This window comes from Streptomyces sp. 147326, from assembly GCF_045000215.1.
Lineage (GTDB): Bacteria > Actinomycetota > Actinomycetes > Streptomycetales > Streptomycetaceae > Streptomyces.
Map to the genome: position 1 here is coordinate 6,657,872 of NZ_CP134201.1, position 22,768 is coordinate 6,680,639.

Here is a 22,768-nt window from a genome sequence, read left to right on the forward strand (position 1 = left end):
TGTTCCGACGGTTCCTTCGGTGACCCCCGGTCGGCCCTCCGGTCGGCTGGGTGGTTACTGTGCAGTCACTTAGGCCGGGCTTGCGGCCGACTGCACACCGGAGGCATACACAGATGGCTCTGCTCGACAAGGACGGCGTACGACTCACCGTCGACGACACGGTCGCCACGGTGACACTGACCAATCCGGCCAAGCGAAATGCCCAATCCCCCGCGCTCTGGCGGGCTTTGGCCGAGGCCGGGAGGTCGTTGCCGGGCACCGTCCGGGTCGTCGTGCTGCGCGGTGAGGGCCAGTCCTTCTCCGCCGGGCTCGACCGGCAGGCATTCACCCCCGAAGGCTTCGAGGGCGAGCCGTCCTTCCTCGATCTGGCACGTGGATCGGACGAACTGCTCGACTCCACGATCGCCGAGTACCAGGAGGCTTTCACCTGGTGGAGGCGTAACGACATCATCTCCGTCGCCGCCGTGCAGGGGCACGCGATCGGCGCCGGCTTCCAGCTCGCGCTCGCGTGCGATCTGCGCGTGGTCGCGGACGACGTGCAGTTCGCCATGCGCGAGACCAGCCTGGGCCTGGTCCCCGACCTGGCCGGAACCCAGCCCCTGACCTCCCTGGTCGGCTACGCCCGCGCGCTGGAGATCTGCGCGACGGGCCGCTTCGTGCATGCCGAGGAAGCGGAGCGGGTCGGCCTCGCCAACCTGGTCGTCCCGGCCGACGAGCTCGACGCCGCCGTCCAGGACCTCACCACCGCGCTGCTGGCTCCGCCCCGCGACGCCGTGATCGAGACCAAGGCGCTCCTGCGCGCCGCGCACTCCCGCCCGTACGACGACCAGCGCGCCGCCGAGCGCGCCGCCCAGGCCCGCCGCCTGCGGGACCTGGCGGGGCTTTCGGACTAGCGCAGTAGCTGGGAAGTGCCCCAGTGCCTCGAACGCCGGCCAGATCCAGCCCCGCCGGCGCTTGAGGCGTGGGGTCCCCCCGGACGGAGTCTGGGGGAGGGTCCGGGGCGGAGCCCCAGGTACGGTCGGAGCCCGTGAACAGGTTCCGGCCGAGCGTCGCAGTCCTGGGGCGCGCGCGCGGCTGCGCGCTTAACGTGGTGCGGAGTGAGTCCGACTCCGCACGCGCGAAAGGGCACGCCATGACCGAATCCGCATCAGGCCGCGGTGGCTCCGCCAAGGAACCCGGCGACCGGGGACGCACGAGCATCTCCGACGGCGTGGTCGAGAAGATCGCTGGGCTGGCCGCCCGCGAGGTGGTCGGCGTACACGCCATGGGCAGCGGCACCGCCCTCTCCCGTACCTTCGGCGCCGTCCGCGACCGCGTGCCCGGCGGCCAGAAGGCCTCCGTCAGCCGCGGCGTCAAGGCGGAGGTCGGCGAGGTCCAGACCGCCCTCGACCTGGAGATCGTCGTCGACTACGGCGTGTCGATCCGCGACGTGGCACGGGCGGTCCGTGAGAACGTCATCTCGGCGGTCGAGCGCATGACCGGCCTGGAGGTCGTCGAGGTCAACATCGCCGTCAGCGACGTCAAGCTGCCGGACGAGCCCGACGAGGAGCCGGAGTCCCGTCTCCAGTAGCCGAGAGGAGCCCGCAATGAGCATGGAGATCGCCGGCCTGTTCGCCGGAATGGCCCTGGCGTTCGCCGGATACTTCGGCGGTTTCGGCGCCTTCCTCCTGGTGGCGGCCCTCGGCGCCCTCGGATTCGTCGCAGGACGCTTCCTCGACGGGGACCTGGACGCCGGAGACCTGTTCCGCCGCCGTGACGACCGGCGCGGGTGAGGGGCCGATGAGCACGACCCAGCCCCGGGCCACCCCGCCACGGGTGGCCGCCGCCGACCGCGGGTCCACCCTCATCGCCGACCGGGTCGTCGCCAAGATCGCGGCCCAGGCCGCGAGGGAGGCCCTTGCAGCCCCCTCGGGCGCGCCCCCGCACGCCACCGTCACCGTGCACCACGACATCGCACGGGTACGGGTGAGCCTGGAGCTCGACTACCCCTCCGACCTGGCCGCCCAGTGCGCCGCCGTACGCGCCCGGGTCGCCCTCCGCGTCGAGGAGTACGCGCAGATGTCCGTGCCCGAGGTGGACATCGACGTCGAGCACCTGCACTCCACCCACACCCGGACCGCCGCCGGGCGGGACCGGCGGCTGCGGTGACGGCCCCCGGCTCCGGCCGCGCCCACCGGTTCCGCTCCGCCCGGAGGGTGCCCGCCGCGCTCACCGCCCTGGCCGGGCTGGGAGTGGCGGTGCTGTTCCTGTACGACCTGGCCGCCGTACGGTCCGGCCGGCCCGCCATGAGCTGGCGCCGCGACCTCGCCCACTGGCTCCAGACGCGGACCCCGGCCGACCTGTCGGTGCAGGTGACCGGCGGGGCCCTGGCCGTGGCCGGGGCGGTCCTCCTGCTGCTGGCGCTCACCCCCGGGCTCCGCCGGATCCTGACCATGCGGACGCCCGGCCAGGACGCCGCGGTACGGGCCGGCCTCGGCCGCAAGGACGCCGCGCAGGTCCTGCGGGACCGGGCCATGGAGGTGTCCGGGGTGCGCTCGGTCCGGGTCAAGGTGGGCCGGTCCCGCATCGGGGTGCGGGCCACCTCGCACTTCCGCGAGCTGGACGACGTACGGGCCGACCTGGACGCCGTACTCGCCGTCGGAGTCGCGGAACTGGGCCTCGCGCACCCGCCGCAGCCGCGCGTACGGGTCAGGAGGTGAGCGGGATGCTCGGGACGGTGAACCGGATCCTGCTGGCGGTGGCCGGGGCGGTCCTGCTGGCGGCCGGGGCCGTGCTGCTGACGGGCACGCGGCCGCTGCACGGACGGCACGCGCCGCTGCTGACGGCCGAGGCCAGGCACCGGTACTGGCACGCCGACGGCTGGTGGTGGTGGGCGGTGCTCGCCGGGCTCGTGGTGGTCGTGCTGCTCGCGTTGTGGTGGCTGCTGTCCCAGCTGCGGCGGCCCCGGCTGCCCGCGGTGGTCGTGGACACCGGGGACGGAGCCTTCGCCCTGCTGCGCGGGCGCGCCCTGGAGGAGGCGGTGGCCGCGGAGGCGGGCGCGCTGGACGGGGTCGCCGGCTGCCGGGTGGTGCTGCGCGGGCGGCGCGGGTCGCCCGCGCTGCGGGTCGCGCTGGAACTGGAACCCCACGCGGTCCCCGCCGACACGCTCGCCGCTGTGGCGGGCACGGTCCTCACCCACGCCCGTACCTCGGCGGGCCTCGCCGATCTCCCGACGGAGGCCCGCCTGTCGGTGACGTCGCACCGGGCGCAGCGGGTCACGTAGCCCGGACGGGGCGGGGCTCCGGCGGCGGGGCTCCGGACCGGACTCCTGCGGCGCTCCGCACCACGCGCCTCAGTCGCCGACGGAGCTGAAATGCCTCATGGCGGGTCAGAAGCCGTGGCGGGAGCCGCCGTCGACCGGGAGCATGATGCCCGTCAGGTACGAGGCCGCCGGGGACAGCAGGAAGGCCGCCGTGCGGCCGAACTCCTCCGGGGCGCCGTAGCGCCGCAGCGGGATGCGGGACTCGTTCCCGGCGCGGGCCGCGTCCGCGTCACCGCCCAGCGCGTCGAGCTCCCGCACGCGGTCGGTGTCGATGCGCGCCGGGAGCAGGCCGACGACCCGGATCCCGCGCGGGCCGAGCTCCACCGAGAGGGACTTCGCGAAGCCCGCCAGGCCGGGGCGCAGGCCGTTGGAGATGGTCAGTCCGGGGATCGGTTCGTGGACCGAGCCCGACAGGACGAAGCCGATGACCCCGCCCTCGCCCAGCTCGGCCGCCGCCGCCCGCGCGAGGCGGACCGCGCCCAGGAAGACCGACTCGAAGGCCGCCGACCACTGTTCGTCGGTGTTGTCGGCCGCGAAACCGGGGGCCGGGCCGCCGACGCTGATGAGGATGCCGTCGAGGCGGCCGAAGCGCTCGCGCGCGCCGGCGACGAGCCGCCCGGCCACCGCCGGGTCGGAGTTGTCGGCCGCCACGCCCACGGCGTTCGGGCCGAGCGCGGCGGCGGCGTCGGCCGCCCGCTTCTCGTCCCGGCCCGTCACGAGGACCTTCGCGCCGTCGGCGGTCAGTTCCCGGGCGGAGGCGAAGCCGAGGCCGCGCGTGGCCCCGGTGACGATGTAGACACGGTCCTTCAGTCCAAGATCCATGCCGACACGCTACGCCGTCGCGGGCTCCTGTTCGGTGGCTTCGGCTTTGGCCGCCGCTTCCTCGCGGTCGCGCTTCTCCCGCCGTACGAGGACCACCCAGCCCACCGGCACCGCGGCGGTGAACAGCCACCACTGGACGGCGTACGCCATGTGGGGGCCGATCGAGTCGTGGTCGGGATCGGCGACGGTCTCGGGGCCGGCCTCGGGGGACGGAGCGGTGAGCTCCAGGTACCCGCCGAGCACCGGCCGGCCCAGGTACTCCGCCTGCTGCGCGCTGTTGATCAGCATGACCTGGCGGTCCGGCAGGCCCTTGCGGTCCTTGATGCCGCTGCCGCCGCTCGTCTCGTCGGCCTTCAGCCGGCCGGTGACGGTGACCTCGCCCGCGGGCGCGGCCGGCACCGGCGGGTAGGCGCGGGGGTCGTCGCCGCCCTGCACCCAGCCCCGGTTGACCAGGACCACCCGGCCGTCGGAGAGGACCAGCGGGGTCAGGACGTGGAAGCCGACCTTGTCGTCGTTGTCGGTGCGCATCCGTACGACGACCTCGTGCCCGGTGTCGTACGTGCCGGCTGCGGTGACCGCCCGCCAGAAGTCCGCGCGGGGGACCCGGTGGCCGGGGGAGGTGACCTCGGTCACGGGGACCGGCTTCGCCCGCAGGTTCGCCTCGATCAGCTGGTTCTGCGCGACCCGGTGCTCATGGCGGTGGTACTGCCAGAACCCCAGCTTGATCATCACGGGGATGAGGGCGAGGGCGATCAGGGTGAGGCACACCCACTGCCGGGTCAGCACAAAGCGGTACACGCCCACGACGGTACCCCCAGCGCGGAAGACCCCGGCGGCCGGGTGGCCGTCCGGGGTCACGGGTACGGGATCGGGGGAGGGACGAAGGGAGGGACGAGGAGTAGGACGAGGAGTAGGACGAGGAGTGGGACGGGGGACTCAGACGCGGTCGACGATGCCCACCTTCCCCTCGGCGCGGGCGCAGTGCGCCCCGCAGAACCACTGCCCCGCGACTTCGACGCCCTGCCCGATGATCGAGACCCGGCAGTGCTCGCAGACGGGCGCCATGCGGTGGATGGCGCAGGAGAAGCAGTCGAAGACGTGAATCGCGCCTTGTGCATGAACCTCGAAGGACATGCCGTAGTCGTTTCCGCAGACCTCACAACGTGCCATGCGCCGAATGCTGCGCACGGGGAGGGGCCGGAACAAGATCCAGCAGGGTGAGTCGCCGCGCCTGCACCCGGCCGGCGCAACGGCACTTCCCGGTCCCGGCCCTCGGGCTCAGGACTCCGCCGGGGCCACGTCCCGCAGCAGCTGGGTGAAGGCGGCCTCGTCGACGACCGGCGTGCCGAATGACTTCGCCTTGACCGTCTTCGACGTCGCCGAGTCGGGGTCGTTCGTCACCAGGAGGCTGGTGAGCCGCGACACGCTCGTCGCGATGTGCAGCCCCGCCTCGACCGCGCGGTCCTCCAGCAGCTCCCGCTCCACCGAGGTGTCACCGGAGAAGGCGATCCGCATGCCCTGCTTCAGCGGCTCGCCGTCCTCGTAGCGCCCCGGATTCGGGTGCGGGCACGGCGGCCGCTTGCGCGAGGGCCGCCAGCCGCCGCCCCGGTACGAGGACTGGTACCCCACGCGCGGGGCGACGGCCGAGTCCGACCACTCCGTCAGCGGCCGGCATTCCAGCAGGGGCAGCCGTACGCCGCCCTGCGCGGCCGCGTGCAGCGAGGGCCGGAACGCCTCCGCCAGCACCCGGGCGTCGTCGAGCGCGTGGTGGGCGCGCTGCTGGACCACGCCGAAGTGCGCGGCGAGCGACTCCAGCTTGTGGTTGGGCAGCGGGAGGTTCAGTTCCTTCGACAGGGCGATGGTGCACAGCCGCTGACGGACCGGCGCGGTCTCTGCGGCCCGCGCGTACTCCCGGGCGATCATCTGCCAGTCGAAGATGGCGTTGTGCGCGACCAGCACCCGGTCCTCGAGCCGGCCCGCGAACTCCTCGGCGATGTCCTTGAAGAGCGGTGCTCCGGCGAGCACCTCGCTCGTCAGACCGTGGATCCACACCGGTCCCGGATCCCGCTGCGGGTTGACCAGGGTGTACCAGTGGTCCTCGACATTGCCCTGCGCGTCGAGCCGGTAGACGGCGGCGGAGACTATCCGGTCGTCGCGGGCGAGCCCGGTCGTCTCCACGTCGACGACCGCGTACCCCTGTGGGTACGCGGTCGGCCACGTCGTCTCTGCGGTCGTACGGTCGTCGAGCATGGTCACAGAGGATATCGGCCCCGACTGACAGCCGTGGCCGCGATGCCTCCTCTGCCCGGTTCCGAGACCGGTTCGCCGGCGCTCACGAGGGCGAAGGCGCCTGCCGGTTCGGCGGGCCCGGGGAACAGCCGGAAGGCCGTCCCCGAAGCCCCGTGCGGGGCCGTGCTCGCTGCACCAGCGCGGGGAACACCCGTTTCCCCGGTGGACGTCCGTCCGCGGGTCCCGTCACGGAGGCGGGCGCCGGGCCAAGTGCCTATCCGCCCGGCGCGAGCAGGGCGCGCACGAGGGCCCGTACGGACAGCAGGAACAGCCGCTCCGGGTCCGCCGGGCGGGCCAGGGCGCGGGCGAGGGCCGGGTCGTGGGGGGCCGCGGCCGGGTCCCAGAGCTCGCTCTCGGCCGGGGACTGCGCGGGGGAGCGCTCGCGGTTGCGCTCGACGAGCAGGAAGCCGACGATCTGGAACTGGATCGCGCGCACCGCGTCGGCCGCCCGGGCGCCGCGCAGTCCCGCGGCGTGCACCTCGTGGACGAGCGCCTGCTGCGCGGGCAGGAACATCCGCTCGGTGAGCCCGCGCTCGTGGACCATCGCGATCAGGTGCGGGCGCTCGCGCAGCTCGCGGCGCAGGGTCCGGGCCACCGACAGGATGCGGTCGGCGGGGGTGCGGCCGACGGGCCTGATCGCGCCCATGTCCTCCACGGTCCGCCGCACGAGGGCGTCGAGCAGCGATTCGCGGTTGCCGACGTGCCAGTAGATGGACGTCACCGCGGTGCCCAGTTCGGCGGCGAGCTTGCGCATGGTGAGGGCGGCCGGACCGTGCTGCTTGACCAGGGACGCGGCGGCGTCCAGCACCTCGTCACGGGTCAGCGCTGATCTGGCCATGTCTGCGGGCCGCCGATCTGTCGGAGCGTCAGTTCTGGTGCGTGCACGGGTCTTTACCCTTCATCGGCGGCGGTGTAACTGTGTTACAGGACCGACTCCCCCCGAGCCGAGGGATGGTGCGAGACATGGCACGCGTACGGTACGGAGCGCGGACAGAGGCCGAGATCGCGGCGTCGCGCGAGAAGAGTTCCAAGCTCCCCGACATCTGGTCCACCGGTGTGGTGGCCGTCTGGGAGAGCGACCCCGACGTCGTGGCGGCGGTCCTGCCGCCACCCCTCAAGCCGGCCGACCGGCCCCTCGTACGGGCCAACATCAGCAAGGTCGACCTGCCCGGCTATCCGCTGGGCGCAGGCTCGGTGGCCGTCGCCGCCCAGCACGGCGGGGTCGAGGGCTGGTATCCGCTGGTCATGCCGATGACCCACGAGCGCGCCCTGATCGGCGGCCGCGAGGTCTTCGGCGAGCCGAAGAAGCTGGGCGAGGTCACCGTCGAGCGCGACGGCCTCGTCGTCCGGGCCGCCCTCGCCCGGCACGGCATCGCCTTCGTCGAGGTGCGCGGAGCGGTGGACCGGGCCCTGCCGCTGCCCGAGCCCACCCAGAAGACCGACTTCTACTTCAAGTTCCTGCCCGCCGTGGACGGTTCGGGCTTCGACGCCGACCCGGTCCTCGTGCACTGCACGCGCAACGAGAAGGTCCGCAAGCTGGAGCACATCACCGGGGACATCGTCCTGCGCGAGTCGATGTTCGACCCCATAGCCGACCTGCCGGTCCGCCGGATCGTGGAGATCACCATCGGCGAGAAGACCACCGACCAGAAGGGCCGGGTCGTCGAGCGGGTCAGCGCCCAGGCCCTGCTCCCGTACATCCACCAGCGCTACGACGACCCGATGCAGATCCTCGACGGCCCTCCGGAAGGCAGTGTCTGACATGCGCATCGAACCCGGACAGGTGGCCGTCGTCACCGGAGCCGCCAGTGGCATCGGCCTCGCGATGGCCCGCCGCTTCGCCGCCGAGGGACTGAAGGTGGTCCTCGCCGACGTGGAGGAGGGCGCCCTGCGCAAGGCCGCCGACGAGCTCACCGCGGACGGGGCCCAGGTGCTCGCGCGCATCGTCGACGTCAGCGACCGCGACTCCGTGACCGCGCTGGCCGAGGCGGCGTACGAGACCTTCGGCGCCGTGCACGTGCTGTGCAACAACGCGGGCGTCGGCTCCGGCGCCGAGGGCCGGATGTGGGAACACGAGCCCAACGACTGGAAATGGGCCTTCTCCGTCAACGTGTGGGGCGTCTTCCACGGCATCCAGGCCTTCGTCCCCCGCATGATCGCGGGCGGCGCGCCCGGCCACGTCGTCAACACCTCCTCCGGCGACGGCGGCATCGCCCCCCTGCCCACCGCCTCGGTCTACGCCGTCACCAAGGCGGCCGTGGTCACCATGACCGAGTCGCTCTACGCCCACCTCAAGGCGGAGGGCGCCGCCGTCGGGGCCTCCGTCCTCTTCCCCGGCCCGCACATGCTGCGCACCGGGCTGTGGGAGTCGCACCGCAACCGGCCCCAGCGGTACGCGAAGGAGCGGCCGCGCAAGTCCCCGTACCGCAGCCTCGACCAGTACGAGGCGGCGATGAAGCAGGCCGGTCACGAGGTGAACTTCACCCCCGTCGAGGAGGTCGCCGAGCACGTCCTCGACGGCCTCCGCGCCGACCGCTTCTGGATGCTCCCGGCCGGCGAGCACAGCGACCGGCAGATCCGCGCCCGGTCGCAGTCGATGCTCGACCGGGCCAACCCCGCCTACCTGGAAAGCTTCATCCTCGACTGAGGGGCGTTCGTCGTGAGTGACATCGTGAGTGACACACCGTACGAAGACCCGTACCTGATCATCTCCTCCGACTGCCACGCGGGCCTGCCCACGGAGCGGTACCGGCCCTACCTCGATTCCCGCTTCCACCCCCAGTTCGACGAGTTCCTCGGCGAGCGCGACGCCCGCCGCGTGGAGGCCACCCGGCTGGGCGTCCGCAACGAGGCCTTCGCCGAGAAGTGGTTCCACGACCACGAGGAAGGCCTGAGGGGCGGCTGGGACACGGGGCAGCGGCTGAAGGAACTCGACGGCGACGGCGTGGCCGCCGAGGTCGTCTTCCCCGACGCGGACGCCGTCGACAGCCAGACCGCGGCCCCCTTCGGAGTGGGCCTCGGCCTCTCCGGCGACCAGGACCCCGAGCTCGGCATGGCGGGCGCCCAGGCGCACAACCGCTGGCTGGCGGAGTTCGTCTCGGAGAATCCCGAGCGCCACTGCGGGGTCGCCCTGCTCCCCATCACGGGCGAACCGTCGAAGGTCGTCGCCGAGATCCACCGGGCCAAGGAGTCCGGACTGGGCGCGCTGATGATCCCCGCCATGTGGGTGGACAAGGCGCCCTACCACGACCGCCGCTACGACCCCGTGTGGGCGGCGGCGGCCGAGACGCGGATGCCGATCGTCACCCACTCCGGGTCCTCGCCGCGCCACGAGTACGGCGACCACCTGGGCATCTTCGTCTCCGAGGTCACCTGGTGGCCGGCCCGCCCGCTGTGGTTCCTGCTCTGGTCGGGGGTCTTCGAGCGTCACCCCGGCCTCAGGTTCGGCGTGGCGGAATCGGGATGCTGGTGGCTGCCGAACCAGCTGTGGTTCATGGACCGTCTCTACCTCGGCGCGCACGGCGGCAAGAAGCTCTCCCCGTTCGAGGAGCTGAAACGGCCGCCGAGCGAGTACCTGGACCGGCAGGTCTTCGTCTGCGCGACGAACACCAAGCGGCGCGAACTGGCCCAGCGCTACGAGATCGGCGTGGACAACATCCTGTGGGGCTCGGACTTCCCGCACCCGGAAGGCACCTGGCCCGACACCCGGAACTGGCTGCGCAGGACCTTCCACGACATCCCCGTCGACGAGACCCGCCGGATGCTCGGCCTCGCGGCGGCCGAGGTCTTCGGCTTCGACACGGAGAAACTCGCTCCCGTCGCCCGCCGGATCGGCCCCACCCCGGCCGAGCTGGGCCAGTCCCCGGACCAGGCGGCGGTGGCGGCCTCCTGGGCCCGCTCCCGCGAGACCGGCCGCCACTGGCTCACGGGCGGCGACTTCCCGGTACTGGGGGTCTCGTGATGACGGGGAACCCGGACCGCTACACGGTCATCTCGGCGGACTGCCACGCGGGCGCCGACCTGCTGGACTACAAGCCGTACCTGGAGAAGCGGTACCACGACGACTTCGACGTCTGGGCCGCCACCTACGTGAACCCGTACGAGGACCTCCTCGCGGACACGGCGGACCGCAACTGGAACTCCCGGCGCCGGCTGTCCGAGCTGGAGGCGGACGGCATCGTCGCCGAGGTCGTCTTCCCGAACACCATCCCGCCGTTCTTCCCCAAGGCCTCCCTGATGGCGCAGCCGCCCACGGCCGCCGAGTACGAGATGCGCTGGGCCGGGCTCCAGGCCCACAACCGCTGGCTCGCGGACTTCTGCGCGGACGCGCCGGGCCGGCGCGCGGGCGTGGTGCAGATCCTCCTCAACGACGTGGACGCGGCGGTGAAGGAGATCCGCCGCACGAAGGAGGCGGGCCTCACGGGCGGCATCCTGCTGCCCGGCGTCCCGCCCGGATCCACGGTCCCGGAGCTCTACTCGGCCGCGTACGACCCGATCTGGGCGGTGTGCGACGAGCTGGACGTCCCGGTCAACCACCACGGCGGCTCGGCGTCCCCGCCGCTGGGCGACGAACCGGCCGCCCGCGCGGTCTTCATGGTGGAGACCACCTGGTTCTCGCACCGCGCCCTGTGGCACCTCATCTTCGGCGGGGCCTTCCGCCGCCATCCGGGCCTCAAGCTGGTCCTGACGGAGCAGGGATCCGGCTGGATCCCCGGCGTGCTGGAGATGCTGGACTACTACCACGGCCGCCTGGTCGCGGCCTCGGCCACGGCCGAGGCCAAGTTCGGGGCGGGCCTCGCGGAGTCGATGGGCAGCGGCCCGAGCGAGGTCTGGCGGGAGAACTGCTTCGTGGGGGCCAGCTTCATGCGCCCCCACGAGGTCCCGCTCCGGGACCGGATCGGCCTCGACAAGATCATGTGGGGCAGCGACTACCCGCACGACGAGGGCACCACCCCCTTCTCCCGCGAAGGCCTCCGCATCGCCTACGCGGGCCTCCCGCGCGCGGAGGTGGCGGCGATGGCCGGCGGCAACGCGGCCCGCGTCTACGGCTTCGACCTGACCCTCCTGGACGCGCTCGCCGCTGAACACGGCCCGCTGGTCTCGGAGATCGCCGAACCCCTGACGAAGGTCCCACCGGAAGCCACCAGCCCGGCCTTCGCCAAGGGGGGCTCGGTCCGGGTCTGGTAGCGCTGCGGCCGACGCGGCTCACGCTCCGGCATAGGTGAGCTGCGTCGGCGCCAGTGCGTGCGTCCCCCGCACCGGGGTGTCCCGGTGGACCACGACCTGCAGCTTCTCCAGCCCGGCGAGGGGAGCGAGGTCCAGCGGCCCGTCGCACGCGCTCAACGTCAGCGTGGCGAGCTCGGGCAGCTCCGCCAGCGCCTCCAGCCCCGAAGCGAGCGAGCAGCCGGCCAGGAACAGCTCGCGCAGTCCCCGGTACCGGGTGAAGGCCGTGAGGTCCAGCTCCGAAGCGCTCGTCACCTGCAGGAAGGAGAGGGGAAGGTCGTAGGGCAGCTTCGCGAGCCGGCCGGCCTGCCGGTTGCCCGAGACCGTCAGCGAGGACAGCCGGGGCCACCGGTCGAGACCGTCGAGGTCGAGGAGACAGCCCCCGCTCACCAGCCACAGACCGGTGAGCCCCTCGGGGGCCGGCAGCGTGCCCACGGACCGGTGCCCCCAGGCCGAGTCGAGACCCAGCAGCGTGAGCCGGTGCAGGTCCCGCAGCGGCTCCAGGGCCAGGCGCCCGGGCATCCGGGTGAGGAAGAGCCGCTGCACCGCCGTCCCGCAGAGCGGCGACAGGTCGAAGAGCGACCGGCACGATTCGAGGCTGAGGTATTCGAGCCGGGCCGGCGCCCGGAGCGGTGCGAGGTCGGCGAGGGCGCCGTTGTCGGACAGCTGCAGCCCGAGCAGGTTCTCCCGTAGGACGACCTCGTCGGTGAGCTGGTGGTCCCCGGTCAGGCGCAGCCGCAGGATGTGCCGCAGTCTCGGCAGGGCGGCGAGCTGCCGCGCCGTGCGCACGTTCAGGAACCCCTGGGTCAGGGAGGAGCCGGAGAGCACCGTGTCCGCGTAGTCCTGGGCCTTGAACCTTCCCCAGGAACCGTTGAGTTCGGCCATCACCCCGAGCCGGACGTCGTCCCGGAACCGGCCGATGACCTGCAGCGCGTGCGCGCCTCCGATCAGCGCCGCCGTCCGGATCACGGCGGCCGCCTCGGGCTCCGTCACCTCGTCCGGACCGGGGAGCAGCTCCAGCGTCAGCCCGCCGGCCCGCGCCAGCTCCTCCGCCTCGTTGAACGTGCGCGGAGGGACGAGCTGCGCCGCGCGCGTCTCGATCTCGTGCCGCACGTCGGGGGCCAGCTCGGGGGAGTGTTCGAGGCAGGTCGCCGCGAGCAGCACGAGCCGGTTGTCCAGGTCGGGTTCCTGGGCGGCGCGGTCGAGCACGCGCCGCAGGATCTCCGCCCGTTCGTCCGAACGCGCGTGCCCGACGGCCATGCGTACGACGTCGTCCCACGTGTCGTCGTGCGTGTGGCGGACCAGTACGCCGAAGTCCCTCGCCTCCACCGCGGCCTTCGCCCCGAGGTAGTCCTGGAAGGTGCGGTGCACGAAGGTCACCGAACCCTTGGTGGGCTCGCGCAGCAGTCCGGACCGGATCAGCAGGTGCGTGACGACCTGCTCGGCGGTGCCCTGGGCGCGCACCTGCGGCATCAGCTCCAGCCACCCGTCGACCAGCCCCACCACCTCCCCGATCGAGGTCTCCGCCTGCCCGTTGCGGATCAGCCAGTACGCGAACCGCTGGAGCAGCAGGATCTGCTCGTCACGGGTGAGGTAGACCCCCTCGACCGCGCTGATCTCGCGTTCCGTGTCACGGCGGACCAGGAGCATTTCGAGCGCCGCGTCGTACAACTCCTTGCGGGCGCGGGGCAGATGCATGCGGCGGTCGCGGTTGAGGGCGCAGAGCAACGCGCACATGAGGGGATTGGTCGCCAGCCGGCTCAGGTCGCGGCGGGTCCCCACCGCGCTCATCAGGGACCCGGCGTACGAGTGCAGCTGCGCCCTCTCCTCCTCGGTGGAGCACTCCGCCCGGGCCGAGGCGTGCCATTGCGCGATGAACGCGCGGATGTCCTCCCGTTCCATGGGGAGGAGGGAGTAGTGGGTGAAGTCCTGCCGCGAGAGCCAGTCCTCCGGGACCGCCGACGGGCGCGTCGTGACCACGTACCGCGCCTGCGGATAGGCGGTGATCAGCGACCGGAGCCAGGCCTCCGTCCGCTTGCGCAGCCGCAGCGGCACCTCGTCCACGCCGTCCACGAGGATCAGCGCGCGGCCGCTCCCGAGGAGCCCCTCCACCCAGCCCTCGGGCGCCGGGAGCGGCACTCCCGCCGCCGACAGGAACTCGCCGGGCATCGGCAAGGACTTGGCCGAGGTGAAGGAACGCAGCCGCAGGACGAAGGGGACCAGCAGGTTCCACGATTCGAGCCCGGGGCCGAAGGTGCGCCGGGCCGCGTTGAGCGCCAGCCACTGCACCACGGTGCTCTTGCCGGAACCGGCGGCTCCGCGCAGCAGGATCCGCTCCGACACCGACAGGGTCTGCTCGATCCGCACCTGCTTGCCCTGCGTGGAGTGGGAGAAGCCGTAGGAGTCCAGCGCCGACGTCTCCGCGCTCACGGCGAGGCTGATGTAGGCCAGGTCCAGGGGCCAGTCCTGGCGCGACTGGCCGAGCGTGACGCCGAAGAGCTGGAGGCGTCCGTGCTCCTCGGCCATGTACCGGGCGTACCGCTCCTCGAAGGCGTACGCGGCCCCCTCCGCGCCCCGGTCGAGCCGTTCCAGCCGTTCCACGGAGCGCGTCAGCTTCCCGGTCCGCCGGACCAGCTCCACGTCCGCCCGGGCCCCGAAGCCCGGCAGGGTCGTCGCGTACTCCACCGCGTGCTCGCAGCACAGCCGGGACAGCCGCCGGCAGAGCGCCTGCGCGCCCTGGCTCAGGCCCGGCGGGGGAGGCGGCAGGGTCGCGGCGAGGACCTCCGGGTCGAGGTCCGCGGCGAACAGGGCGTCCGCCTCCAGCGGGCCCAGGGCCGCGAAGGCGTCGCCGACCGCGTCCAGTGCCGCCAGTCGTTCGGGCTCCGGGAGCGCCGCGCAGGCCGGGCCCATGCGGGCCGCCAGGATGTCGGTCAGGCGCCGGACCTCCGCGGGCCCCAGCTCCGCCGCCGGTTTGCGCCAGGCCGGCGCCGGGCGGGCCGGGTCGGTCGTCAGGCCCGCCCCGGGGGCGCGGGCCAGGAGGGACTTCAGCAGGGTGCTCGCCGCCGTGCCCGCGACCCGTAAGAGAACCGTCTCGATACCCGTCATTCCGCAGCCTCCCCCTCGGCTGGACATCATCTCGCGAACCTGCGGTAACCCGGTCGGATACCGATCGGTAACAACCCCTAGCGGAGCCCCCGAGGGCGCCTCTATGGTGCGCTCATGCCGAACCTGCCCGATGTCGTGCTGTGGTCCATACCGGCCTTCGTGCTGCTCACCGTCCTGGAGGTGGTGAGCTACCGGATCCATCCCGACGACGACGCGGCCGGGTACGACACCAAGGACGCGGCCACGAGCATCACCATGGGGCTCGGCAGCATCGGGTTCGACCTGCTGTGGAAGATCCCCGTCGTCGCCGTCTTCACCGCGGTCTACGAACTCACCCCGCTGCGGGTGCCGTTCCTGTGGTGGACCGCCCTGCTGATGCTGCTCGCCCAGGACTTCCTCTACTACTGGCAGCACCGGCTCCACCACGTCATCCGCATCCTGTGGGCCTGCCACGTGGTCCACCACAGCAGTCGGCGGTTCAACCTCACCACCGCCCTGCGCCAGCCCTGGACCAGCGCCACCACCTGGTGGTTCTACCTGCCGATGGTGGCCCTGGGCGTGCACCCGGCGGCGATCCCGTTCTGCTACGGACTCAACCTCCTCTACCAGTTCTGGGTCCACACCGAGCGCATCGGGAAGCTGCCCCGCGCCTACGAGTACGTCTTCAACACCCCCTCCCACCACCGCGTCCACCACGCCTCGCAGGGCGGATACCTGGACCGGAACTTCGGCGGGATCCTGATCGTCTGGGACCGGATGTTCGGCTCCTGGGTGGGGGAGACGGAGCGGCCCGTCTACGGGCTCACCAAGAACATCGATACCCACAACCCGCTGCGCGTGGCCACCCACGAGTACGCGGCCATCGCGCGGGACGTGCGGGCCGCCGCGAACTGGCGCGAGCGCGCCGGACGGGTCTTCCGCGGACCCGGATGGCAGCCCGCCGCCCCTGTCGCCGTGGCCGAAGCCCCGGCCGAAGCCCCGGCCCCCGCCCCGGCCGAAGCCCCGGCCCCCGCCCCGGCCGAAGCCCCCGCCCCCGCCCCGGCCGAAGCCCCCGCCCCGGCCGAAGCCCCGGCCGAAGCCCACGCCCCCGCCGGAGTGCCCGCCGTGGACGCCGCCGCCGACGCCCGGACCCCCGTACGGGAGACCACCGCGTGAGCACCGCACCGTCCCCGGAACGCCCCGCCCCCTCCTGGGCCGCCGGCCGCGCGCCCGCCGGCCGGGACCGCCTCGGCCGCTGCGCCCTCGCGGCCTTCGCCGCGGCCACCGCCGTCGACCTCGGGTCGCTGCTGGCCGACTGGCACCTCGGGCACCTCATCGCCAAGCCGCTGCTGATGCCGCTGCTCGTCACCTGCGTGATCACGCGCGGCGCGCCCCGGCTGCTGGTCGCCGCCCTGCTGTTCGGCTGGGGCGGTGACCTGGCCCTGCTCTTCGACGCCGAGGCCGCCTTCCTCGTCGGCATGGGCTCCTTCGCCGTCGGGCACGTCTGCTACCTCGTCCTCTTCGGCAAGCGGCCCGCGAACCCGCTGCTCGGGGGCGCGTACACGCTCGCCCTCCTCGGGACCGTCGCCCTGCTCTGGTCCGACCTGCCGGCCGATCTGCGGATCCCGGTCGCCGGCTACAGCCTGCTGCTCACCGCCATGGCGTTCCGCTCCAGCGCCCTCGGCCTGCGGGCCGGGATCGGCGGGACGCTGTTCCTGCTCTCCGACACCCTCATCGCCTCGGGCGTCGCCGAATGGCCCCAACTGCCCCGCCCGGACTTCTGGATCATGGCCACCTATCTGGCCGCCCAGTACCTCCTGGCCACCGGTTCGACAACCACCCGGGAAGCAGGCGTACCGTAGGACGGTCCTCAGTCGTACAAGACTGAACAATCCCGAGCCGGAGGACTGCACCACCATGCGCGCCACCGTCATCCACGCCCCGCACGACATCCGCGTGGAGGAGGTGCCCGACGCTGCGATCCAGCGCCCCGAGGACGCCGTCGTCCGCGTCCTGCGTGCCTGCATCTGCGGCAGCGACCTGTGGGCCTACCGCGGCGAGGCCGAGCGCCAGCCCGGCCAGCGCATCGGCCACGAGTTCCTGGGCATCGTCGAGGAGACCGGCCCCGCCGTCTCCGGCCTGCGCGCCGGCGACCTGGTCGTCGCGCCCTTCATGTGGTCGGACGGCACCTGCGAGTACTGCAAGGAGGGTCTGTTCACCTCCTGCGACCACGGCGGTTTCTGGGGCTCGGTCGGCCACGACGGCGGCCAGGGCGAGGCCGTCCGCGTCCCGCACGCCGACGGCACCCTGGTCAAGCTGCCCGCCGAGGCCGTGTCCGACGACCACCTGCTCACCGGGCTGCTCGCGCTCTCCGACGTCATGGGCACCGGGCACCACGCCGCCCTGGGCGCGGGGGTGCGCCCGGGCTCCACGGTCGCCGTCGTCGGTGACGGCGCGGTCGGCCTGTGCGGCGTCCTCGCCGCCAAGCGCCTGGGCGCCGGGCGGATCATCGCACTGGGCCGCCACACCGTCCGTACGGACGTAGCCCGGCTCTTCGGGGCCACCGACGTCGTCGCCGAGCGCGGCGAGGCCGCCGAGGCGGCCGTACGCGAGCTCACCGGCGGCCGGGGCGCCCACGCCGTCATCGAGGCGGTCGGCACCGAGCAGTCCATGCGCACCGCCGTGAACATCACCCGCGACGGCGGGGCCGTCGGCTACGTCGGCGTCCCGCACGGCAGCGGCACGGGCCTCGACCTCGGCGTCATGTTCGACCGCAACATCACCCTGCGCGGCGGCGTCGCCCCCGTCCGCGCCTACATCCCGGAGCTGCTGGAGGACGTGCTCAGCGGCGCGATCGACCCGGCGCCCGTCTTCGACCGTGCCGTGTCCCTGGACGAGGTACCGGACGGCTACCGCGCGATGGACGACCGCACCGCGCTCAAGGTGCTGATCAAGCCCTGACCGGATGACCGGATGAACGGACGGGCCGGATGAACGGACGGGCCGGATGAACGGACGGGCCGGGCGGGATGATCCCCGCCTGGCCCGTCCTCGTTCCCGCGCTCTGCCGCTGCCGGCCGACCGCCCTACTTGACGGCCTTGAGCGCGTCGACCACGCCGTAGCCGTAGTAGCCGGTCTGGCCCCACTTGGCCTTGCAGGTGGTGGCATTGATCAGCGCGCCCGTGGCGTCGTAGATCTGCGCCGGGCAGGCCGCCTTCGTGGACTGCGCCTTGAGCATCGCCTGCAGCTGCGACGGCGTGGCGTACGGGTGGGCGCTCTTGAGCAGCGCCGCGACGCCCGCGACGTGCGGGGCGGCCATCGAGGTGCCCTGCTTGTAGCCGTAGCCGCCGCCCGGGACGGTCGACAGCACGCGCCCGTTCGCGTCCGGGGTGGCCGGGACCTGCCACTTGTCACCGCCGGGGGCGGCGACGTCCACGACCCCGAGGCCGTAGCTGGAGTAGTACGAGCGCAGGCCCTTGTCGCCGGTCGCCGAGACGGTGACCACGCCCGGCAGCTGCGTGGGCAGGTCCAGGCAGACGCTCGGGTCGATGGTCCGCGGCACCGGGGTGGTGTCGTTCGGGCTGCTCTCGTCGACGAGGGAGTCGGCCGCCAGGTCCTGGTCGGAGTTGCCGGCCGAGGCCACGTGGAGGGTGCCCTTGCGCTCGGCGTACTTGGTGGCCCGGCCTATGGCCTCCACCAGCGCCTTCTGGTCGTCGTCCGTCTTGCAGTTGAAGAGGTACGGGTCGACGTAGTAGCTGTTGTTGGTGACCTCTATCCCCTTCTCGGCGGCGAACATGAAGCCGCAGACGACCGCCTCGGTGTAGAAGAGGCCGGTCCCGGGCTCGCTCACCTTGATCGCGGCGATCTTCACGCCGGGCGCGACACCGCTGATGCCGAGGCCGTTGCGCGCGGCGCCGATGGTGCCGGCCACGTGGGTGCCGTGGTCGCTTCCGTCGGCGTACGGGCGCCAGGCGCCCTCGGTGGTGTCCGCGACGCCGCCGACGCAGTTGGCCGACTGGCCCTTGGAGAAGTTCGGGGCGAGATCGGGGTGGGTGTCGTCGACACCCGTGTCGATGATGCCCACGGTGACGTTCCGGCTGCCATCGTTGATCTTGTGAGCCTCGTCGGCCTTGATCGTCCGCAGGTCCCACTGGTTGGGCTCCAGCGGCTCCTGACCCTCCTGGGCCTGCGCCGCGGCCTTGTCGGCGTCCGCCGCGCTCAACCGCTGCGTCGCGCCTTCCTCGGTGGTCTGCACCGCCTGCATCGGGGCCGTCCGGGTGGCGCCGACCGACACGAACAGACCGCGCTGGGCGCGCAGCTGCCTGGCGAAGTCCGGGTTCTGGGAATGTGCGACGACGACCCCGATCTGCTCATAGGCCGTCACCACCGTTCCGCCGGCCCGCTCGACGGCCTTCTTCGCCGCCTTCACCGTGGCGTACGCGTTCAGGTTCGCCACGTACGACAGCTTGGGCCCGGAGGTCGAGGGCTTCGCGGCCGTCACCGCGTCCGCCGTGTTGCCCAGCGGCGCGGCGGAGGCCGGGACCGAGGGCAGGAAGGCGAGCGAGGCGGTGAGCGCCAGGCCGGCCGGCACGGCGAGGGCGCGCCGGCGGACGGGTCCCAGATGAGCCATGGGTTCTCCAGATCATCTTTGAAAAAACCGTCCGCACGCGGTCGCGTCGGACGGGTCCATGACAAGTGAACCTAGCGCTGTCGTTCCCTGCTACGCCATCAGTTCGAGAAATCGGTTTCCGAAGAATCCATGGGTGTTGAACCGTCCCGACACGCCGCACGTGCCGTTGACAGGGGGGCTCGGCACCACCGGCCCCCCACACGGAGGTTGTTTTGTCCGTCGTCCCCACCGCACCCGCGTCACAAGGAGATCCCCCCGTGACCACCGAAGCAGCGCCGCCGCCGGGCAGCGCGGGAACGCCACTGGCGGGCCCCACGGCCGAAGATTTCGCGAGCGTCCAGCAGAGCGCCGAATTCGCCGAACTGCGGAGCTCCTACCGCTCCTTCGCCTTCCCGCTCACCGTGGCCTTCATCGCCTGGTACCTGCTCTACGTCCTGCTGTCCAACTACGCGGGCGGCTTCATGGGGACCAAGCTCTTCGGCAACATCAACGTCGCCCTCGTGCTCGGCCTCGCCCAGTTCGCGACGACCTTCCTCATCGCCTGGCTGTACGCGCGGCACGCCGCGACCAGGCTCGACCCCAAGGCCGAGGCCATCAAGGCGCGGATGGAGGCCGGGGAATGAGCAGCGCGCTCCACCTGACGACGGCCGCGGGCGCCACCGAGCACCGCCCGCTGATCATCACCCTGTTCGGGCTGTTCGTCGTCGCCACCCTGATCATCACCGTCTGGGCCGGCCGCCAGACCAAGGACGCCGCCGACTTCTACGCGGGCGGCCGCCAGTTCACCGGCTTCCAGAACGGCCTCGCCATCTCCGGCGACTACATGTCCGCCGCGTCCTTCCTCGGCATCGCCGGAGCCATCGCCCTCTTCGGCTACGACGGCTTCCTCTACTCCATCGGCTTCCTCGTGGCGTGGCTGGTCGCCCTGCTCCTCGTCGCCGAGCCGCTGCGCAACTCCGGCCGCTACACGATGGGCGACGTGCTCGCGTACCGGATGCGCCAGCGGCCCGTCCGGACCGCCGCCGGCACCTCCACCATCGTGGTCTCGATCTTCTACCTGCTCGCCCAGATGGCCGGCGCCGGCGTGCTCGTCTCGCTGCTCCTGGGCATCACCAGCGACGGCGGCAAGGTCGCCATCGTCGCGCTGGTCGGCGTCCTGATGATCGTCTACGTGACCATCGGCGGCATGAAGGGCACCACCTGGGTCCAGATGGTCAAGGCGGTCCTGCTCATCGCGGGCACCCTCCTGATCACCTTCCTGGTGCTGGTGAAGTTCGACTTCAACATCTCCGACCTGCTGGGCAAGGCCGCGGAGAACAGCGGGCAGGGGGCGAAGTTCCTCGAGCCGGGGATGAAGTACGGCAAGGACTCGACCTCGAAGCTGGACTTCATCTCGCTCGGCATCGCCCTGGTCCTGGGCACCGCAGGCCTGCCGCACATCCTGATCCGCTTCTACACGGTGCCCACCGCCAAGGCCGCGCGGAAGTCCGTGAACTGGGCCATCGGCATCATCGGCGCCTTCTACCTGATGACCATCGCCCTCGGTTTCGGGGCCGCGGCCCTGCTCGACCGGGACGAGATCATCAAGTCCAACAAGGCGGGCAACACGGCGGCGCCGCTGCTCGCCCAGGCGGTCGGCGGAGGACCCGACTCCACCGGCGGCGCGATTCTGCTCGCCGTGATCTCCGCGGTCGCCTTCGCCACCATCCTCGCCGTGGTCGCGGGCCTCACCCTCGCCTCCTCCTCGTCCTTCGCGCACGACCTGTACGTGAACGTGATCCGCAAGGGCAAGGCCACCGAGAAGGAGGAAATGCGCGCCGCCCGCTGGTCCACGGTCGTCATCGGGGCCGTCGCCATCGGCCTGGGGGCCCTGGCCCGCGACCTCAACGTCGCCGGGCTGGTCGCGCTCGCCTTCGCGGTCGCCGCCTCCGCCAACCTGCCGACGATCCTCTACAGCCTCTTCTGGAAGCGCTTCACCACCCAGGGCGCGCTCTGGTCCATCTACGGCGGCCTGATCTCGGCCGTCGGCCTGGTGCTCTTCTCCCCGGTCGTGTCCGGCAAGCCCACCTCGATGTTCAAGGACGCGGACTTCTTCTGGTTCCCGCTGGAGAACCCGGGCATCATCTCGATCCCCCTCGGCTTCCTCCTGGGCTGGCTGGGAACCGTCCTCTCCAAGGAGAAGGCCGACCCCCAGAAGTTCGCCGAGCTGGAGGTGCGCTCCCTCACCGGAACAGGGGCACACTGACATCGTCCGAACACCCAGCGTGGCCGCGTCGTAGGTCCCTACGACGCGGCCATGTTACGTCTCGTTCATTTGGGCACCTCTTCACGACACAGGCGTCGCGTAGGCTCGAAATAGAACGCGTGAAGTAGATCCAAATATCGCGCGTACCTCTAGATCCGGACAGGGAGGGGGCCCACAGTGCTTCTCGACACCTACGGCCGCGTGGCCACTGACCTGCGCGTCTCACTCACCGACCGGTGCAATCTGCGCTGTACCTACTGCATGCCCGAAGAGGGGCTGCAGTGGCTCGGCAAGTCCGACCTGCTCAGCGACGACGAGATCGTCCGGCTGATCCGCATCGCCGTCACCCGGCTCGGCATCACCGAGGTCCGCTTCACCGGCGGCGAGCCCCTGCTCCGCCCCGGCCTGGTCGGGATCGTCGAGCAGTGCGCGGCCCTGGAACCCCGCCCCAAGATGTCGCTCACCACGAACGGCATCGGTCTCAAGCGCACCGCGCAGGCCCTCAAGGCCGCCGGCCTGGACCGGGTGAACGTTTCCCTGGACACCCTGCGGCCCGAGGTCTTCAAGACCCTCACCCGCCGCGACCGGCACAAGGACGTCATCGAGGGCATGGCCGCGGCCCGCGAGGCCGGCCTCACCCCCGTCAAGGTCAATGCCGTGCTCATGCCCGGGCTCAACGACGACGAGGCCCCCGACCTGCTGGCCTGGGCCGTGGAGAACGAGTACGAGCTCCGCTTCATCGAGCAGATGCCGCTCGACGCCCAGCACGGCTGGAAGCGCGACGGCATGATCACCGCCGGGGACATCCTGCAGTCCCTGCGCACCCGCTTCACGCTCACCGAGGAAGGCGCCGACGAGCGCGGCTCCGCCCCGGCCGAGCGCTGGGTGGTCGACGGCGGCCCGGCCACCGTCGGGGTCATCGCGTCGGTGACCCGCCCGTTCTGCGGCGCCTGCGACCGTACCCGGCTCACGGCCGACGGCCAGGTCCGTACGTGCCTGTTCGCCACCGAGGAGTCGGACCTGCGCGCCGCCCTGCGCTCGGGCGCCCCGGACGAGGAGATCGCCCGGCTGTGGAAGGTGGCGATGTGGGGCAAGAAGGCCGGGTCCGGCCTCGACGACCCGTCCTTCCTGCAGCCCGACCGCCCGATGTCCGCGATCGGCGGCTGACCGGGG

The 22,768-nt window shown here is 72.2% G+C and carries 23 protein-coding genes; 16 read left to right on the forward strand and 7 right to left on the reverse strand.

The features are described 5' to 3' along the window. Window positions 1-113: 113 nt before the first annotated feature. The 6 genes from RIU97_RS30555 (at window position 114) to amaP (ending at window position 3,262) form a co-directional block, all read left to right on the forward strand. Window positions 114-893 (forward strand): enoyl-CoA hydratase/isomerase family protein, encoded by a 780-nt coding sequence (locus RIU97_RS30555; protein ID WP_327413267.1) that lies wholly within the window; start codon window positions 114-116, stop codon window positions 891-893. 239 nt (window positions 894-1,132) lie between these two features. Beyond that, complete coding sequence (locus RIU97_RS30560; protein WP_319731985.1) at window positions 1,133-1,570, forward strand: Asp23/Gls24 family envelope stress response protein; 438 nt, start codon at window positions 1,133-1,135, stop codon at window positions 1,568-1,570. A 16-nt stretch (window positions 1,571-1,586) separates the two neighbouring features. Beyond that, on the forward strand, window positions 1,587-1,772 hold the full coding sequence (locus RIU97_RS30565; protein ID WP_404960808.1) for a hypothetical protein: 186 nt from the start codon (window positions 1,587-1,589) through the stop codon (window positions 1,770-1,772). A gap of 7 nt (window positions 1,773-1,779) precedes the next feature. Further along, window positions 1,780-2,148, forward strand: coding sequence for a hypothetical protein (locus tag RIU97_RS30570; RefSeq protein ID WP_404960809.1), 369 nt, complete (start codon window positions 1,780-1,782; stop codon window positions 2,146-2,148). Beyond that, window positions 2,145-2,699, forward strand: a complete 555-nt coding sequence (locus tag RIU97_RS30575; protein ID WP_404960810.1) for a DUF6286 domain-containing protein — start codon at window positions 2,145-2,147, stop codon at window positions 2,697-2,699. The genes RIU97_RS30570 and RIU97_RS30575 overlap by 4 nt, the downstream gene beginning before the upstream one ends. A 5-nt stretch (window positions 2,700-2,704) precedes the next feature. Further along, window positions 2,705-3,262 carry an alkaline shock response membrane anchor protein AmaP gene (gene amaP / locus RIU97_RS30580; protein WP_404960811.1) on the forward strand — a complete coding sequence of 186 codons (558 nt, stop codon included), beginning with the start codon at window positions 2,705-2,707 and terminating at the stop codon, window positions 3,260-3,262. Window positions 3,263-3,367: 105 nt separating this feature from the next. Here the strand turns inward: amaP and RIU97_RS30585 are convergent, their stop codons facing one another. From RIU97_RS30585 to RIU97_RS30605, 5 genes are all read right to left on the reverse strand, one after another. After that, a complete protein-coding gene (locus RIU97_RS30585) occupies window positions 3,368-4,123 on the reverse strand; it encodes an SDR family oxidoreductase (RefSeq protein WP_404960812.1) in 756 nt (251 codons plus the stop codon). A gap of 9 nt (window positions 4,124-4,132) precedes the next feature. Further along, a complete protein-coding gene (locus tag RIU97_RS30590; protein WP_404960813.1) occupies window positions 4,133-4,921 on the reverse strand; it encodes an SURF1 family protein in 789 nt (262 codons plus the stop codon). Window positions 4,922-5,059: 138 nt separating this feature from the next. After that, a complete protein-coding gene (locus RIU97_RS30595; RefSeq protein WP_327734824.1) occupies window positions 5,060-5,293 on the reverse strand; it encodes a hypothetical protein in 234 nt (77 codons plus the stop codon). A 108-nt stretch (window positions 5,294-5,401) separates the two neighbouring features. Then, complete coding sequence (locus tag RIU97_RS30600) at window positions 5,402-6,379, reverse strand: DEDDh family exonuclease (RefSeq protein WP_404960814.1); 978 nt, start codon at window positions 6,377-6,379, stop codon at window positions 5,402-5,404. A gap of 247 nt (window positions 6,380-6,626) precedes the next feature. Next, the gene (locus RIU97_RS30605) at window positions 6,627-7,250 is read right to left on the reverse strand and encodes a TetR/AcrR family transcriptional regulator (RefSeq protein ID WP_404960815.1); all 624 of its coding nucleotides are present in this window, start codon (window positions 7,248-7,250) and stop codon (window positions 6,627-6,629) included. A 125-nt stretch (window positions 7,251-7,375) separates the two neighbouring features. Between RIU97_RS30605 and RIU97_RS30610 the strand changes: the two genes are divergently transcribed. Genes RIU97_RS30610 through RIU97_RS30625 form a run of 4 tightly spaced genes read left to right on the forward strand, consistent with a single transcriptional unit; the run spans window position 7,376 to window position 11,599 of the window. Next, window positions 7,376-8,173: an acetoacetate decarboxylase family protein gene (locus tag RIU97_RS30610; RefSeq protein ID WP_404960816.1), complete on the forward strand. Its 798-nt coding sequence runs from the start codon at window positions 7,376-7,378 to the stop codon at window positions 8,171-8,173. A gap of 1 nt (window position 8,174) precedes the next feature. Beyond that, window positions 8,175-9,059 (forward strand): SDR family NAD(P)-dependent oxidoreductase, encoded by an 885-nt coding sequence (locus RIU97_RS30615; RefSeq protein ID WP_404960817.1) that lies wholly within the window; start codon window positions 8,175-8,177, stop codon window positions 9,057-9,059. Window positions 9,060-9,083: 24 nt separating this feature from the next. Further along, the gene (locus RIU97_RS30620) at window positions 9,084-10,373 is read left to right on the forward strand and encodes an amidohydrolase family protein (RefSeq protein WP_404963006.1); all 1,290 of its coding nucleotides are present in this window, start codon (window positions 9,084-9,086) and stop codon (window positions 10,371-10,373) included. Next, entirely contained in the window at window positions 10,373-11,599 is a 1,227-nt protein-coding gene (locus RIU97_RS30625) for an amidohydrolase family protein (RefSeq protein ID WP_404960818.1), read from the forward strand. Before RIU97_RS30620 ends, RIU97_RS30625 begins: the two co-directional genes overlap by 1 nt. Window positions 11,600-11,617: 18 nt before the next feature. Here RIU97_RS30625 and RIU97_RS30630 read toward each other — a convergent pair whose 3' ends face one another. Beyond that, window positions 11,618-14,740 carry an NACHT domain-containing protein gene (locus tag RIU97_RS30630; protein ID WP_404960819.1) on the reverse strand — a complete coding sequence of 1,041 codons (3,123 nt, stop codon included), beginning with the start codon at window positions 14,738-14,740 and terminating at the stop codon, window positions 11,618-11,620. A gap of 114 nt (window positions 14,741-14,854) precedes the next feature. Here RIU97_RS30630 and RIU97_RS30635 point away from each other — a divergent pair, with 114 nt between their 5' ends. From RIU97_RS30635 to RIU97_RS30645, 3 genes are read left to right on the forward strand one after another with little or no spacing between them, the layout of a single operon-like run. Beyond that, window positions 14,855-15,895: a sterol desaturase family protein gene (locus RIU97_RS30635; RefSeq protein WP_404960820.1), complete on the forward strand. Its 1,041-nt coding sequence runs from the start codon at window positions 14,855-14,857 to the stop codon at window positions 15,893-15,895. Then, complete coding sequence (locus RIU97_RS30640; RefSeq protein ID WP_404960821.1) at window positions 15,892-16,581, forward strand: lysoplasmalogenase; 690 nt, start codon at window positions 15,892-15,894, stop codon at window positions 16,579-16,581. The genes RIU97_RS30635 and RIU97_RS30640 overlap by 4 nt, the downstream gene beginning before the upstream one ends. A gap of 55 nt (window positions 16,582-16,636) precedes the next feature. Further along, entirely contained in the window at window positions 16,637-17,680 is a 1,044-nt protein-coding gene (locus tag RIU97_RS30645) for a zinc-dependent alcohol dehydrogenase family protein (protein ID WP_404960822.1), read from the forward strand. A 125-nt stretch (window positions 17,681-17,805) separates the two neighbouring features. On the opposite strand, the gene RIU97_RS30650 is transcribed toward RIU97_RS30645, so the two are convergent. Further along, a complete protein-coding gene (locus RIU97_RS30650; RefSeq protein ID WP_404960823.1) occupies window positions 17,806-19,350 on the reverse strand; it encodes a S8 family serine peptidase in 1,545 nt (514 codons plus the stop codon). Between the two features lie 257 nt (window positions 19,351-19,607). On the opposite strand from RIU97_RS30650, the gene RIU97_RS30655 reads away from it, so the two are divergent. From RIU97_RS30655 to moaA, 3 genes are all read left to right on the forward strand, one after another. Next, window positions 19,608-19,973: a DUF485 domain-containing protein gene (locus tag RIU97_RS30655; RefSeq protein WP_404960824.1), complete on the forward strand. Its 366-nt coding sequence runs from the start codon at window positions 19,608-19,610 to the stop codon at window positions 19,971-19,973. Further along, window positions 19,970-21,595, forward strand: a complete 1,626-nt coding sequence (locus tag RIU97_RS30660) for a cation acetate symporter (protein ID WP_404960825.1) — start codon at window positions 19,970-19,972, stop codon at window positions 21,593-21,595. Before RIU97_RS30655 ends, RIU97_RS30660 begins: the two co-directional genes overlap by 4 nt. Window positions 21,596-21,772: 177 nt before the next feature. Further along, window positions 21,773-22,762, forward strand: coding sequence for a GTP 3',8-cyclase MoaA (gene moaA, locus RIU97_RS30665; protein WP_383569403.1), 990 nt, complete (start codon window positions 21,773-21,775; stop codon window positions 22,760-22,762). Window positions 22,763-22,768 lie beyond the last annotated feature (6 nt).

Excerpts from the sequence above, each read along its gene's own strand:
- RIU97_RS30555 (WP_327413267.1), top strand. The coding sequence starts at position 114 with ATGGCTCTGCTCGACAAGGACGGCGTACGACTCACCGTCGACGACACG.
- RIU97_RS30560 (WP_319731985.1), top strand. The coding sequence starts at position 1,133 with ATGACCGAATCCGCATCAGGCCGCGGTGGCTCCGCCAAGGAACCCGGC.
- RIU97_RS30565 (WP_404960808.1), top strand. The coding sequence starts at position 1,587 with ATGAGCATGGAGATCGCCGGCCTGTTCGCCGGAATGGCCCTGGCGTTC.
- RIU97_RS30570 (WP_404960809.1), top strand. The coding sequence starts at position 1,780 with ATGAGCACGACCCAGCCCCGGGCCACCCCGCCACGGGTGGCCGCCGCC.
- amaP (WP_404960811.1), top strand. The coding sequence starts at position 2,705 with ATGCTCGGGACGGTGAACCGGATCCTGCTGGCGGTGGCCGGGGCGGTC.
- RIU97_RS30585 (WP_404960812.1), bottom strand. The coding sequence starts at position 4,123 with ATGGATCTTGGACTGAAGGACCGTGTCTACATCGTCACCGGGGCCACG.
- RIU97_RS30595 (WP_327734824.1), bottom strand. The coding sequence starts at position 5,293 with ATGGCACGTTGTGAGGTCTGCGGAAACGACTACGGCATGTCCTTCGAG.
- RIU97_RS30605 (WP_404960815.1), bottom strand. The coding sequence starts at position 7,250 with ATGGCCAGATCAGCGCTGACCCGTGACGAGGTGCTGGACGCCGCCGCG.
- RIU97_RS30610 (WP_404960816.1), top strand. The coding sequence starts at position 7,376 with ATGGCACGCGTACGGTACGGAGCGCGGACAGAGGCCGAGATCGCGGCG.
- RIU97_RS30615 (WP_404960817.1), top strand. The coding sequence starts at position 8,175 with ATGCGCATCGAACCCGGACAGGTGGCCGTCGTCACCGGAGCCGCCAGT.
- RIU97_RS30625 (WP_404960818.1), top strand. The coding sequence starts at position 10,373 with ATGACGGGGAACCCGGACCGCTACACGGTCATCTCGGCGGACTGCCAC.
- RIU97_RS30630 (WP_404960819.1), bottom strand. The coding sequence starts at position 14,740 with ATGACGGGTATCGAGACGGTTCTCTTACGGGTCGCGGGCACGGCGGCG.
- RIU97_RS30635 (WP_404960820.1), top strand. The coding sequence starts at position 14,855 with ATGCCGAACCTGCCCGATGTCGTGCTGTGGTCCATACCGGCCTTCGTG.
- RIU97_RS30645 (WP_404960822.1), top strand. The coding sequence starts at position 16,637 with ATGCGCGCCACCGTCATCCACGCCCCGCACGACATCCGCGTGGAGGAG.
- RIU97_RS30650 (WP_404960823.1), bottom strand. The coding sequence starts at position 19,350 with ATGGCTCATCTGGGACCCGTCCGCCGGCGCGCCCTCGCCGTGCCGGCC.
- RIU97_RS30660 (WP_404960825.1), top strand. The coding sequence starts at position 19,970 with ATGAGCAGCGCGCTCCACCTGACGACGGCCGCGGGCGCCACCGAGCAC.